At 60.4% G+C, this 13,111-nt stretch carries 13 protein-coding genes; 7 read left to right on the top strand and 6 right to left on the bottom strand.

The window, feature by feature from the left end:
- From EN808_RS12570 to EN808_RS12540, 7 genes are all read left to right on the top strand, one after another.
- On the top strand, positions 1-1,833 hold the full coding sequence (locus EN808_RS12570) for an ATP-binding protein (RefSeq protein WP_189524096.1): 1,833 nt from the start codon (positions 1-3) through the stop codon (positions 1,831-1,833).
- Entirely contained in the window at positions 1,830-2,435 is a 606-nt protein-coding gene (locus tag EN808_RS12565) for a response regulator (RefSeq protein ID WP_127276836.1), read from the top strand. The genes EN808_RS12570 and EN808_RS12565 overlap by 4 nt, the downstream gene beginning before the upstream one ends.
- Positions 2,436-2,495: 60 nt before the next feature.
- Complete coding sequence (locus tag EN808_RS12560; protein WP_135915923.1) at positions 2,496-2,867, top strand: response regulator; 372 nt, start codon at positions 2,496-2,498, stop codon at positions 2,865-2,867.
- Between the two features lie 116 nt (positions 2,868-2,983).
- On the top strand, positions 2,984-4,324 hold the full coding sequence (locus tag EN808_RS12555) for a DUF3300 domain-containing protein (RefSeq protein ID WP_245525060.1): 1,341 nt from the start codon (positions 2,984-2,986) through the stop codon (positions 4,322-4,324).
- A gap of 23 nt (positions 4,325-4,347) precedes the next feature.
- On the top strand, positions 4,348-5,292 hold the full coding sequence (locus EN808_RS12550) for a DUF2950 family protein (RefSeq protein WP_135864653.1): 945 nt from the start codon (positions 4,348-4,350) through the stop codon (positions 5,290-5,292).
- Positions 5,293-5,323: 31 nt separating this feature from the next.
- Positions 5,324-6,514 carry a hypothetical protein gene (locus EN808_RS12545; protein WP_245525059.1) on the top strand — a complete coding sequence of 397 codons (1,191 nt, stop codon included), beginning with the start codon at positions 5,324-5,326 and terminating at the stop codon, positions 6,512-6,514.
- A gap of 130 nt (positions 6,515-6,644) precedes the next feature.
- Complete coding sequence (locus EN808_RS12540) at positions 6,645-6,821, top strand: hypothetical protein (RefSeq protein ID WP_189524095.1); 177 nt, start codon at positions 6,645-6,647, stop codon at positions 6,819-6,821.
- 190 nt (positions 6,822-7,011) lie between these two features.
- Here EN808_RS12540 and EN808_RS12535 read toward each other — a convergent pair whose 3' ends face one another.
- From EN808_RS12535 to EN808_RS12510, 6 genes are all read right to left on the bottom strand, one after another.
- On the bottom strand, positions 7,012-7,314 hold the full coding sequence (locus tag EN808_RS12535) for a DUF982 domain-containing protein (protein ID WP_127276844.1): 303 nt from the start codon (positions 7,312-7,314) through the stop codon (positions 7,012-7,014).
- Positions 7,315-7,455: 141 nt separating this feature from the next.
- The gene (locus EN808_RS12530) at positions 7,456-8,442 is read right to left on the bottom strand and encodes a dipeptide ABC transporter ATP-binding protein (protein WP_135915921.1); all 987 of its coding nucleotides are present in this window, start codon (positions 8,440-8,442) and stop codon (positions 7,456-7,458) included.
- Positions 8,443-8,450: 8 nt separating this feature from the next.
- A complete protein-coding gene (locus tag EN808_RS12525) occupies positions 8,451-9,410 on the bottom strand; it encodes an ABC transporter ATP-binding protein (protein ID WP_127276848.1) in 960 nt (319 codons plus the stop codon).
- Complete coding sequence (locus EN808_RS12520) at positions 9,407-10,378, bottom strand: ABC transporter permease (protein WP_135864645.1); 972 nt, start codon at positions 10,376-10,378, stop codon at positions 9,407-9,409. Before EN808_RS12520 ends, EN808_RS12525 begins: the two co-directional genes overlap by 4 nt.
- A complete protein-coding gene (locus EN808_RS12515) occupies positions 10,378-11,394 on the bottom strand; it encodes an ABC transporter permease (protein WP_135915920.1) in 1,017 nt (338 codons plus the stop codon). The genes EN808_RS12520 and EN808_RS12515 overlap by 1 nt, the downstream gene beginning before the upstream one ends.
- Positions 11,395-11,433: 39 nt before the next feature.
- Positions 11,434-13,095 carry an ABC transporter substrate-binding protein gene (locus EN808_RS12510; RefSeq protein ID WP_135915919.1) on the bottom strand — a complete coding sequence of 554 codons (1,662 nt, stop codon included), beginning with the start codon at positions 13,093-13,095 and terminating at the stop codon, positions 11,434-11,436.
- Between the last annotated feature and the right edge of the window lie 16 nt (positions 13,096-13,111).

Below are 13,111 nucleotides of genomic sequence, written 5' to 3'. Positions count from 1 at the left end.
ATGGTTTTCTGGTTGGCAATCGGCATTGCTGACCAGCCAAGCCTAGTTTTTGCTCGAGAATCTAGTGGGATGCATCGCGTCCTGATCGTCTACGAGAACGAAAGCACCCAGGTTGCGGCGGTCGAGATCGCACGTGGACTCCACAAAGACCTTGACGATCGCGATCCAACGCAGTTCGAAATCTACTCTGAGTATCTCGACAATGCCCGCTTTCCCGATCCGGGAAATCTCCCTCGCATAGCGGCCCAACTGAGCGCCAAATACCGCGACATGAAACCGGATGTCGCAATTGCCGCCGGCCCCACGGCACTGCGCTTCATGCTCGACCATCGCAGGGAGATCGCTCCGGGAGTTCCATTGCTGTTCGGGGCTGTCGCAGCAGATGCGGTCACCCAGTTGGCATTGCCGCCCGACGTCAAAGGTATCGTCACCAGGTTCGATCTCAAACAGACAATGACGTTGGCGCGCCGCCTGCAGCCGAATGCCAGACATGCGGTTGTCATCTCCGGCTCGTCGGCGTTCGACAAGCGATGGGAAGCTACCGCCAGAGCCGATCTTGGCGACAGGTACGACGGCTTCGACATCCGCTATCTGTCCGGTCTGAGGCTCGACGGCTTCGCGGATGCTGTTGCAAGACTATCTCCCGACACTGCCGTCCTCATCCTGACGATCTTTCAAGATCCGGATGGCCGGAACTTCGTCCCGCGCAATGCCACGGCAGAGATTGCGCGGGTATCGGCTGCGCCAGTCTACGCCGTCTACGACACATACCTCGATCATGGCGTCCTGGGTGGCTACATGAGCACATTCCAAGAGCAAGGCGAGCAGCTTGCCGCCCTTGTCACTCGCCAAAGCGCAGGCGAAGCGAACTTACCGCAGATCACCCCCCTGGTCATCCGGCCAATCGTCGACTGGAGGGAGATCCGGCGCTTCCTGATCGATCCTGGCCTGCTGCCGCCTGACGCCGAGATACGGTTCCGGGCGCCTTCACTGTGGGATGAGCATCGAACCGCGATACTGGTATCGATCGCGATGCTGCTTCTCCAGTCTGGCACGATAGTCGCTCTTGGCATACAAGCCCATCTGCGCAAGAAGGCGGAGGCGGAGGTCAACGCCGGGCACACCAAGCTGGTACACCTGTCTCGCACGTCGCTCCTCGGAGAGCTGTCGGGCGCGTTTGCGCATGAACTGAACCAGCCCCTCACATCTATTCTGGCCAATGCGGAGGTCGGCAAACAGCTGCTCGAAAGCAGCGATCCAAGCCTCACGGAGGTGAGCGACATTCTTTCGGATATCATCGCGGATGATGAGCGTGCAGCGGAAATCATTCGTCAGCTCAGGCGCTTGCTGACGACGCATGAGGTAGCACTAGAACCTGTTGATCTTAATCACATTACTGTCGCCACGCTGGCGCTCGTCAAAAGTGAACTTCTAATTAAGCAAACAGCGGTGGCGTTCAAACGGGCGAATTCGAGTGTTCGGATTCTTGGCAATGCCGCGCAGCTTCAACAAGTAGTCCTGAATATTATTATCAATGCCGTTGACGCCACCTCGCATTTGCCGCCATCGGCCCGAATGATCGAGGTCGCCGTTCGGACGGACGGACGGACGGGTGAGGTTACGGTGACCGACAATGGGTGCGGACTGACGCCCGAGTTCATGGAGGGTGCCTTCCAGCCGTTCGTGAGCACAAAATCCAACGGACTGGGACTGGGCCTGGCAATTTGCCGCTCCATTGCGGAAGCGCATGGTGGCGCTCTCGAATTCGATCCCGAATATTTAGCCGGTGCCCGCATTATCCTTTCGCTGCCACTTCGAAGGAGGTCCTCATGACTGATGCGATGTTTCAAGTCAGCCTGATCGACGATGACGTCCAGGTTCTCAAAGCCCTTTCGCGGGTGCTTTCCATTGCCGGATATCAGGTTCAGACTTTCACCGACGCCGAAACATTCCTTGACGAACATGACCCACTTCTTCCTGGTTGCGCGGTGGTCGACCTGCATCTACCGGGGAAGAGCGGCTTCGAGATTCAGGAGGCACTGGATGCGTGCGGCCGGCCGGTTGTTTTCCTAACAGGCCAAGGCAATGTTCCTGCCAGCGTACGGGCGATGCGGGCGGGCGCGCAGGATTTTCTCGAAAAACCGGTAAATACTCAAACCTTGCTCGCTGCCGTTGAACAGGCAAGGTTGGTGGACGTCGCGAGACGTCGGAACTTTCAGGATCAGGAAGATCTCAAGAAGCGGGTCGCGCGACTGACGGCACGGGAACGCCAGGTATTGGACCAAGTGGTGGCTGGACGTTTCAACAAGCAGATCGCGGGTGATCTTGGGATCGTCGAGAAAACGGTCAAGGTGCACCGTGGTCGGATGATGCACAAGATGGGCGTGCGCACGGTTGCCGATCTGGTAAGGATCGTCGAGCACTTTAACGCTTGATCGTCCAATTAGACCGAAGGCCAACTACGCGGCCATGGTCAATTGGCGTACAGATCGGTGATGGCGACCGCCAACCCAATCATAGCGATCGTAGATGACGACGATTCTGTAAGACGCGCTCTCAAGCGTCTCCTATTTTCGCTCTCCTATGAGTCGATCGCGTTTTCATCCGGGGAAGCCTTCCTCGAAAGCTTAGAGATTACTATGCCGAGCTGCGTTCTTCTCGACCTACATATGCCAGGCCTCAACGGTCTGCAGGTAATTGAGGCCATGCGCTCCAGGAACAAAAACATTCCAGTGATCGTGATTACGGCCAACCCGCAACCAGAGATGCGCAAGCGCAGCATTGCCGCCGGCGCAGTGGCTTATTTGTCGAAGCCGCTAGGGCGCGAGGGGATGCTCTCGGCGATACAGAGCACAATCGCGGACTGACGGAGCGACGAATGAACCATTGTGCCCGCGCGGCATGCCTTTCTCGAGCAGCATCGCATTGGCGAGAGTTTGCGAGGGGAAGCGGTGAAGGATTGGTCCAAGGAGGCAAGAACCAGATGGGCACACAACCACGAAAGAACATCCGCAAATTTATCTTGACGGCCACCACGATGCTTGTGTTCGCGATCGCCGGTGTGCCAGCGGTAGTCTGTGCCCAGGAACAAACGGCGGCAGCCGCTCCGCAAGGCACGAGCGCACACGGGCAACTGAGCGCCGATGAGATGGAAGTGCTCGTCGCCCGGATCGCTCTTTATCCCGACGATCTTGTGGCGCTGATTACCTCGGCCTCTCTCTATCCGCTTCAGATCGTCGAAGCGTCCCGGTTTCTAGAGCAGGCCAAGGGAAATTCCTCGTTGAAGCCAAAGGACGACTGGGACGGCAGCGTGATATCCCTCCTGAACTACCCCGATATCGTCAAGATGATGAGCAATGACCTCGACTGGACGCAGCAACTCGGCGGTGCGGTCGCCGACCAGCAGAAGGACCTGCTGATCGCCATTCAGACTTTGCGCGATAAGGCGGTCGCGGATGGCATCATCAAGAGCGATGACAAGGTCACGGTCGTCCAGCAGAACGACAATGTCGTCATCCAAGCAGCCAACCCCGAGAAGATCTATGTGCCGCAATACGAGCCGCGAATGCTTTACGAGGAAGGCTACGCAACCGCGCCGATCCGCTATTATCCGGATCCCTACCCCAACTATTACTACCCGACAGCACCCTACTTCGCGGGCTTCGTGACCGGTGCCGTGTTTGGAGCGGTCGTCGATTGGGACAGATGGGGCGTCTGGGGCGGTCGATTTGATGGCAACGACATCAATATTGATTGCGACCATTGCTTCAACGGCATGGATCGAAACGGCAAAGTCAATTTCAATGATGTCGACTGGAAGAACGTCGACCGCAGCAAGATCAAGTTTGACCACAACCAGTTCGCAAACATGGACAAGACCAACATCCGCAACCGGGTCGAAACGGGCGGCAATAACGACATCCGCACCAAGGCGAAGTCCGTGCGATCCAACGCCGCGAATGTCGACCGCTCCAGGGTGACTCCCTCAGCTATCAAGGACGTTAGGGCCAATAAGATGCCGGGTGATCGAACGCATCAGGGCGGGATTGGAAGCCGTTCGAATGCGGACAGCAAAATCGGCCATCACGCGATGGCGGGAAAACGTGACGCCCGTCCCAGCCGCCCTTCGGGGCTCGGAGAAGTCCGCCCCCGAAGCGCTGCCAATCTTCACTCCAAACGTGGCGGTAGTGCAATGGGAGGCGGCCATCACGCAAGCCGGCCGCAACTCAGCGGACCGCGGGGCGGCGGTGCTCACCTCCGTGGCGGACGTCCTGGTGGCGGCGGGGGACATGCACGCGTCCCACATCGTGGGCGCCATCGCTAGATCGAACAAATGGAGCTTTTGTCATGAGCTTGAACACGCGCTGCATGAAATTTCGCTTGATAGCCACTACCGCGCTGGGACTCTTCCTTTCGGCTGGCCAGGTTGCATTTGCGGCTGAGGCAAACCTCGCCGTTCTGGTCGCCAATCAGCCGCCAACCGAATTCGACACGCTCGATGCCGCAACAGCCGCGTTCAAGGAGGCCGTGACCGCATCCGACCTCGATAAGCTGGCTTCCATCCTCGGCGTCAACGCCGGTCGTCTGAAAGCGACCGAAGGGGTTGAGGAAACGCTCGCTGCCATTAAGCAAGGTGTAGGAAAACGCATCGCGGTCGAGACGAAAGACGGCCGGAGCATCATTGACGTCGGCGAAGTCATGTGGCCGTTCCCCTTCCCGATCAACAAGACCGATAACGGCAAGTTCGCCTTCGATCCCGTTGTCGGCGTTGAGGAAATCATCAACCGTCGCATAGGTGAAAACGAGATTCAGACGATCGAAACCGTCCGTGGATATGTCGACGCTCAGGAGGAGTACGCCAGCACGGATCACGATGGCGATGGGGTACTGGAATATGCCCAGAGGCTCGTCAGCAAACCCGGCAGAGCCGACGGCCTCTATTGGCCGGAGAATGAAAACCTGGGCGACAGTCCAGCCGCGCCGTATCTCGACTACGTCCAGTTCGACAAGGCGAAGGACAAGGGGTACTTCGGCTACCGCTTTAAGGTTCTCACCAGCCAGGGCAGCAATATCGCCGGGGGACCCTATGACTACGTCATCAACGGTAACATGATCGCGGGCTTTGCCTTGGTCGCGTGGCCAGTCAAGTACGGTGAGACAGGAGTAAACACCTTCGTGGTCAACCGCAATGGCATCGTTTATCAGGCAGATCTCGGGGATGCCACGGACAAAATCGCGCGCGGCATGAAGCAATTCAATCCCGGAGATCGATGGACCGTGACCGAGGATTGATATGGGGGACCAAGCTCACACCGTCCCGCACATGACTGAAAGCAGGCCAGCAGGAGACATCAACCTGGATTTTCTCGCCTTTCACGGCGGCCCGTTCTTCGAACTTCAGCAGCGGCTCAATCTTCTCCATGACAGAAGTCTAAAAACAGGGAGGCGAGTCCTTCTGTTCGTCTCCCTCGCGTGGGGCGCGCCTCTCTTGCTGACGCTCTCGACCCTGTTTTCCGATGATCCGACCGTGTGGCGCTACCTCACGGACCCAGGTCCGTGGGCTCGGTTCCTGATCGCGATCGCCGCTTTCGTAGCGGCCGAGCAGTATGTCGAAACTGGCCTTCGCCGCACACTGGCGCAATTCGCTCGAGCTTCACTGATCGCGCCCGAATCTGTTGGTGATGCGACAGTTGCGTTGACATATGCTCTGCGTCAACGCGACTCTAGGTGGGCAGAGCTTGTGTGCCTGGCGCTTGCCGCCATATCGGCGCTCATTGCATACGCTACCTTCGGCGAAACCATGACGTCTACATGGGCGGCCACTGTCATCGCTGACAGCTACAAACTCACGGCCGCCGGCTGGTGGTGCGTGCTGGTCAGCATTCCGCTGTTCGTATTTCTGTTCTTTCGCGGTGTCTGGCGGCATCTCGTGTGGGCGAAGCTCCTTCGCACGGTCGCGCAGCTTAATTTGCGCCTGGTGGCGACACATCCCGATGGCAACGGCGGGCTTTCTTTTCTGGCGGCCTATCCCAACGCCTATGTCCTGTTCGTGTTCGGTGTAAGTTGCGGCGTAGCGGCCGCTGTCGCGAAGCACCTGACGCTAGGCGGGCTATCGGCGACGACGCTGACGGTCATCATGGCGTGCTGGCTGGCACTCGTCATTGGATTCTTCGCCTACCCGCTCTCCGCCTTCTCTAAGCCGCTTTTGACGCTGAAGGACAAGACGCTTCTGGCGCTGGCGGCACATGCAACTGCACAGCAGAGAGCTGCAGAACGAAAGATGATTGGCAGCAACATCGTCGCACCCGATCCGCAAGAAGCCGAGCAAGCAGTCGACCTCATTGACGTTACGAAGCAGTACGAGTTGACGCGCAAGTTGTCGTCGATGCTGGTCAACCGCAAAACCCTGCTGCCAGTGGCGGCGGCAGCCCTCATTCCGTTCGCAGTCGCTGGCGCAACCAAGCTGCCGTACAAGGAAGTCTTCTCCGTGCTGAAGAAACTTCTGCTTGTTTGAAGGCCGTGACGTGGATCTCAGTGCTGGGAATACCATGCGGTGATCCGGAGCCTGCACACTCACTAATCGCTGACCCTGAGTACCGGAGCGGCCACGATAAAGAAAGTACGCCGGCTTGGGAACGAGTGGGATGGCTGCGCTGCAACATGCCGGCGAGATCGACGGCATGACAGCGCTGCTCGAGCCCGATGCGGTGATCGATGGCGGAAGGGACGGATTCTGCGCGGCCATGAAGCCATTCGCGGTTATGCCGAAGTGGCTGCCTCCAGCCGCAGGTTTGCCGTCGGTGAGCAGCGTGTGTCGCTGATCTGCGGTGATCTGACCCTGACGTCGGCTCGCTTTCCGGATGGCGGCGTGACACACCAAGTCGCCTCTCGGCAAGCAGATGGACCCTGGCGACTGTGTCGATTGGCGACTGATGACCTGGGTAGATGCAAGCACCACCACTGCCGCTCCCCGCAGCGGGCGCGGACCAGCAACAAAGGGGTTGGGGGCTGCTAGCGCCGTAGCGCGTGTACGCTCGCCATGCTGTCGCCGCCCATCGGCAATGCCATGTCGTCGTCGAGAAGCCGCGTAATTCGGGCAAAGCCGGTGAAGGCCTTCCTTGCTTCCTCTGCCGACATCTGGCCCGACAGGGCGGCCGAGCAGCAATTCAACGCGCACTGATACACTGGCCCACGTCGTCCCGTCGGCCATTTGCGCAAGAAAACCATCGCCTCGGCGACACTATCCACTTCTTCTACAGGATGCCCCTGCCCGCGCGATATCCGCACGGGCGAAAAGAAATGCAGGTAGTCCATTGTTTCCTCCCGTCGATCGAGATGCGCTCGATCGAACCCAATCAAACGCGCCGCACGTCGGTTGGTTCCATGCGGGCAACTGAATTTTTGAAGAATTCTCCGACCGGATGCGGCCGTCCGGGTACAAGGCGCGATGTTTGCTTATACCGTCGGAAAGTGGCACGCCACCTTGCGGCCGGGCCTATACTCTTTCAACTCAGGCCGCTCTGTGCGGCACCGCTCCGCCGCTATTGGGCATCGGGGATGGAACCGGCAGCCGGATGGCGGGTTGAGCGGGCTCGGTACATCGCCCGTGAGGACAATGCGCTTGCGCATCCCGTTGGGCGTCGTCTCCACCACGGGAACCGCCGAGATCAGCGCCTGGCTGTAAGGATGGGCGGGGGCTGAAAACACCTCTTCCGCTGGTCCCTCCTCCACGATCGAGCCGAGATACATGACCGCGATGCGGGTCGAGACCTGGCGCACCACGGACAGGTCGTGGGCGATGAAGACATAGGTGAGATCCAGCTTCTCCTGAAGGTCGGCAAGCAGGTTGACGATCTGCGCCTGTACGGACACGTCGAGCGCGGAGACCGGCTCGTCGAGAACGACGAGATCGGGATTGAGGGCAATGGCGCGCGCTATGCCGACACGCTGGCGCTGCCCGCCCGAGAATTCATGGGGGAAGCGCGTGACATGGTCCGGCAACAATCCAACGAGGTCGAACAGTTCCGCGACGCGATTGGTGATCTCGCGCGATGAAAGCTTGCCATGGATACGCAGCGGTTCGGCCACGAGATCGCCGACGCGCCGGCGCGGATTGAGCGAGGCCGACGGGTCCTGGAACACCATTTGCAGGCGCCGCCGCAGCGGCCTCAGTTCAGACAGCGACTTCGACGTGATGTCGTCGCCTTCGAACAGAAGCTCACCGTCCGAAATGTCGTGGAGCCTGACCAGGCAGCGCGCCAGCGTGGACTTGCCACATCCGGACTCCCCGACCAATCCGACGGTTTCGCCGCGCCGCACCGTCAGCGAGACATTGTCGACCGCGTGAACGGTCCGCCTGCCTTCGGCGGAAAAACGGGTGCCGATCGAGAAGCGCTTGCCGAGCGAGCGTGTTTCGAGGATTGGACGGTCTTTGTCGATCATCGGTCCGCTCATACCTGCGCCACCCGAAAGCAGGCCGCAGCGTGCGTGGCGGCGCCAAGATCGGGCTTGTCGGTTAGACAAGGCTCGTACCGGACCGGACAACGCGGCCCGAAGGCGCAGCCTTGCGGCAATCGCAGCAGAGACGGCGGTGACCCGGGAATAGCCGGCAGGCGGCGGGGTTTCGCACCGGTCAGCGGCGGGATCGAACCAAGCAATGCGCGCGTATAAGGGTGTCGCGGGTCGGAAAATAACTCCGTGCGGCTGCCGCGTTCGACGATGCGGCCCGCATACATGACCATGACCCGATCGGCGAGTTCGGAGACCACGCCCATGTCATGCGTGATGAAGACGACGGCCGATTTGTGCGTCGAGCGCAGCTTGCGCACGAGATCGAGAATTCCGGCCTGCACCGTTACGTCGAGCGCGGTGGTCGGCTCATCCGCCACCAGCAGCGCCGGGTTGCAGGACAACGCCATCGCAATCACCGCCCGCTGCCGCATGCCGCCGGAGAGCTGGTGCGGGTAGCGCGACATCGCTTCGTGGGGGTTGGGAAAATTCACCTCCGCCAGCAGTTCCTCGACGCGCTCCATGGCCCTGGATTTGCTGATGTTGCGGTGGGCACGGATCTGCTCGGCGATCTGCCAGCCAATCGTGTAGACCGGCGTCAGAGCCGTCATCGGATCCTGGAAGATCATCGCGATCTCGTTGCCCCGCAGGCGCCTGAGTTCGCGCGGAGGCAGTCCAACCAGCTCGCGGCCCTTGTAGCGGATCGAGCCTTCGATGATCGCGTTGGGGTCGGTGATCAGCCCCATCACCGCCAGCAGCGACACTGTCTTGCCGGAGCCGGACTCGCCGACGACACCGAGAATTTCGCTTTCCGCGAGATCGAAGGAAACGCCATCGATGGCCCTCACCAGGCCGTCGTCGGTCCGGAAGGACACTCTAAGGTCGCGCACCGACAATATCATGATGTCCTCAGGCGCGGATCGAGAAGGATGTAGACGAAATCGACAACCGCATTGGCGATGACCACGAACATGGACGCATACATCACCGTTGCCATGATCATCGGCAGATCCAGGTTCTGCAGCGCGTCATAGGTGAGCTTGCCGATGCCATGCAGCCCGAACACCACCTCGGTCAGCAGGGCCGAGCCGCCCACCAGTGCGCCGAAATCGAGGCCGAACAGGGTGACGAAGGCGATGAGCGATGTGCGCAAGGCGTGGCGCAGCAGGATACGCGTCTCCGACAGGCCCTTGGCCCGGGCCGTGCGGATATAGTCTTCCTGCATGGATTCGATGATTGCCGCGCGCAACACCCGCCCGTAGATGCCGATGTAGAGAATGGCCAGCGTGATCCAAGGTATGACCAGCGTCAGGAACCAGCCTTTCGGATCGTCGGAAAAATTCTTGTAGCCGAGCGGGGGCACCCAGGAGAACGCCCAGCTGTCGTGGTAGCGGCTCTGGGTGATCAGGTTCATCACCTCCCCCAGCCAGTAGACTGGCATGGAAATGCCGAGCAGACCCAACGCCATCAGCAGCTTGTCCAGCCAGCTGTCGCGGGTGGCGGCGGCGACGATGCCGATGGCGATGGAGACAACCACCCACAGAATCGCCGCTCCGAACACCAGCGAGAGCGTGACAGGGATCGAATCCATGACTGCCGGCACCACCTTCCAGCCACGATTGACGAAGGAGGTCAGGTCGCCAGTGACGAAGATCTTCTCCATCATTTTCACATATTGAACGTAGAGTGGCCGGTCGAAGCCGAAGCTGTGGCGCACCGCCTCCAGCACCTCGGGCGATGCATTGCGGCCGGCGATGCGCGCCGCAGGGTCGGCCCCAGGTGTCGCGAAGAAGATCAAAAAGACGATGACCGAGATGCCGAACATCACGAACAGCATCTGACCGAAACGGCGCAGGATGGCATAGATCATCAGTCGCGCCCCAGCCGAACCTTGGAGCGCGGGTCGAGCGCATCGCGCAGGCCGTCTCCGAAGACGTTGAGCGCCATGACGGAAACCGCGATCGCCAGGCCCGGTACCAGCGCCACCAATGGCCTGGTGTAAAGCAGCGCCTGGCCGTCCTGGATGATGGTGCCCCAGCTCGCGGCTGGTGGTTGCACGCCGATCGAAAGGAAGGAAAGCGCCGATTCCGTCAGCATGTTCAGTGCCATCATCAGCGGCACGAAGACGATCAGCGTGGTGGTGATGTTGGGCAGGATATCGCGCCACAAAATCCGCGGCCCCGGCACCCCCAGATTGATCGCGGCGAGCACGAACTCGCTGTGGCGCAGCGACAGGACTTGCCCGCGTATCGGGCGCGCCACATAGGGTATGTAGACGATACCGATGATGATGACCGGCAGCCACAGACTGCCGGACTCGATCTCGATCGGCCCGATCGAGATGCCTTGCGCGATGGTGACGATGGAAAGCGAAATCGCCAGGAGATAGATCGGAAACGCCCAAAGCACATCCAGCAAGCGCGACAGCACCGTGTCGGTGACGCCGCCGAAATACCCCGCGATCAATCCCGCCGCCGTGCCGAGGATCAGGGTGAAGATGGTGGCCGCACCGGAGATCAGCAGCGAACTCTGCCCGCCATAGAGCATCCGGGCCATGACATCGCGTCCCTGGCTGTCGGCTCCAAGGAAATAATTGCCGAGCCGCCAGGTCGGCCCAAGCGGCGTGTAGCCGAGCCCGAGCCCCTCTGTCGATTGTTCCATCACAGGAACGTCGGCGCCGTCGATCTGGATGACGGCGTCGAGCGTCGAGGCGAATGGGTCCGTTCCTGCCCATTGCGCGTGGAGAGGCGCGCTGAGGCAGGCGAAAACGATGAGGAGGAACACGGCCAGGGACGCCATGGCGGCCCTGTCCGTTGCCAGCTTCGCAAACGCGACGGCCCAAGGCCCTCGCGTCTTGCGCGGCATGGCGACAGCTTCGTTCGACACGGACGTGCCCCTCCGCGGTTCGTTACTTTACCCAGGCCATTACTGTACCCAGGATTGGGTGATCATCCAGTTGAACTGCCGGTTGAACTTGAAATTGCCAACGCGTTTGCTGACGAAGTCGAGCCGCTTGGGCGTGAAGAGGCCGACGGCCGGCGCCTTGTCCGTGACTTGCTTGTCGATTTCAGCCCACAATTTGTCGGCGGCTTTCTGGTCGGTCACGCCGAGGTCCAATGCCTTCTGCATCTTGGCGTCGATATCCTTGTCGCAGAAGCCGGCGATGTTGATTGAAGCGTCCGAACCCAAGCGGAACGAGGCACAGCTGAACAGGATGTTCAGGAAGTCCGAGGCCGCAGGATAGTCCTTGTACCACTGGGTGACGGACATCTGCACTTTGTTGTTGGTGTTCTGGATGTAGGTGAACCGGATGTTGGACGAGATCGGCTTTACGTCGGCGACGTAGCCGATGGTGGTCAGCACGCTCTGCAGATAGACGCCGATGGACCGGGAAATGGCCGTGTCCTCGACGATGATGGTCACCTTCTGGCCCTTGGTGCCCGATTCCTCGACGAGTTGCTTTGCCTTGTCGAGGTCAGGCGCCGACCATTTGGCGCCGGGGTTCTTGGTGAAGGGGCAGTAGTCCTCGTGGCCAGGGAAATCCGGAGGCAGAACCTGGCATACCGGCGAGGCGAGCACCTTGCCGCCGAACAGCTTGACCAGCGTGTTGCGGTCGATCGCATAGGCAACGGCCTGACGCGCCTTTTCGTTGTCGAACGGCGCCAGACGATTGTTGAGCGGCGCATACCACCACGCCGAAAGCGGCGAGATGTGCAACTGGTCCATGGCCTTGGTGCCGAGTTCGCCAAGGCGGTCGCTCGGCAGCGCGTCGAACATCCAGTCGGCTTCCCCATTCTGGATCGCGGTGACGGCGGCTTCCTCGGAGAGGCCGAAATCATATTGGACGACGTCGGGGTAGCCGTCGGGCTGGGCTTCCTCGCTCCACTGTTTGAAGTTGGGGTTGCGGGTCACCGTCATCCCTTTGTTGGGATCGAAGGCGGAGATCATATAGGCGCCGGTGCTGGGGATAGGCTTGGAACCCATGTCTTCCGCGGGCGTCTCCGCCGGCAGGACGACGGCGTGCGGCAAGGCAAGCTTGTAGAGAATCTCGGCGTCCGGCTTGGTCAGGTTGACGGTGATCGTGCCGGCCGCCTCGTCGCCGACAACGCCGCCTTCCAGCGTGCAGCTCTTGGTGTCGGCAAGGCATTTGTCGGCACCGACGATGCCAGCATAGAAGGTTCCGGACGTCGGTCCGGAGACCTTGAAGATGCGCTGGAAGGAAGCAACGACGTCCTTCACACCGAGATCCTTGCCGTCGGAGAACTTGATGCCCTTGCGCAGTTTGAAGGTAAACGTCTTGCCGTCATTGCTGACCTGCGGCAGCGCCTCGGCGAGATCGGGGACGATGGTGAAGCCGTCCATGCCCTCGGCCTTGCGGAAGGCGACCAGCCCGTCATAGATCGGCTGATACATTTGCCAGCCCTGGTCGGTGTAATTGATGTGCGGATCGAGCGTTCCGGCCGCCGAGCGCGCCAGCAGGCGAATGGTGCCGCCGCGATGTTCCTTGAGGTACTCGGCCTGCGCCGGAGCCAGCCACATGCCGGCCAGCAATGCCGCGGCCGATGCCGCGAGAAGCAGTTTCTTCATGTCGTAGTTCCCCTTT

This window comes from Mesorhizobium sp. M8A.F.Ca.ET.165.01.1.1, assembly GCF_004792065.1.
Lineage (GTDB): Bacteria > Pseudomonadota > Alphaproteobacteria > Rhizobiales > Rhizobiaceae > Mesorhizobium.
The sequence above is the reverse complement of the archived record's forward strand: the minus strand, read 5'-3'. Positions and strand labels throughout refer to the sequence as shown.

Bases quoted from the DNA above. Each gene is read 5' to 3' on its own strand.
- EN808_RS12545 (WP_245525059.1), top strand. From the start codon at position 5,324: ATGACTGAAAGCAGGCCAGCAGGAGACATCAACCTGGATTTTCTCGCC.
- EN808_RS12540 (WP_189524095.1), top strand. From the start codon at position 6,645: ATGGCTGCGCTGCAACATGCCGGCGAGATCGACGGCATGACAGCGCTG.
- EN808_RS12535 (WP_127276844.1), bottom strand. From the start codon at position 7,314: ATGGACTACCTGCATTTCTTTTCGCCCGTGCGGATATCGCGCGGGCAG.
- EN808_RS12570 (WP_189524096.1), top strand. From the start codon at position 1: ATGGTTTTCTGGTTGGCAATCGGCATTGCTGACCAGCCAAGCCTAGTT.
- EN808_RS12520 (WP_135864645.1), bottom strand. From the start codon at position 10,378: ATGATCTATGCCATCCTGCGCCGTTTCGGTCAGATGCTGTTCGTGATG.
- EN808_RS12530 (WP_135915921.1), bottom strand. From the start codon at position 8,442: ATGATCGACAAAGACCGTCCAATCCTCGAAACACGCTCGCTCGGCAAG.
- EN808_RS12555 (WP_245525060.1), top strand. From the start codon at position 2,984: ATGGGCACACAACCACGAAAGAACATCCGCAAATTTATCTTGACGGCC.
- EN808_RS12510 (WP_135915919.1), bottom strand. From the start codon at position 13,095: ATGAAGAAACTGCTTCTCGCGGCATCGGCCGCGGCATTGCTGGCCGGC.
- EN808_RS12525 (WP_127276848.1), bottom strand. From the start codon at position 9,410: ATGATATTGTCGGTGCGCGACCTTAGAGTGTCCTTCCGGACCGACGAC.
- EN808_RS12550 (WP_135864653.1), top strand. From the start codon at position 4,348: ATGAGCTTGAACACGCGCTGCATGAAATTTCGCTTGATAGCCACTACC.
- EN808_RS12560 (WP_135915923.1), top strand. From the start codon at position 2,496: ATGGCGACCGCCAACCCAATCATAGCGATCGTAGATGACGACGATTCT.
- EN808_RS12565 (WP_127276836.1), top strand. From the start codon at position 1,830: ATGACTGATGCGATGTTTCAAGTCAGCCTGATCGACGATGACGTCCAG.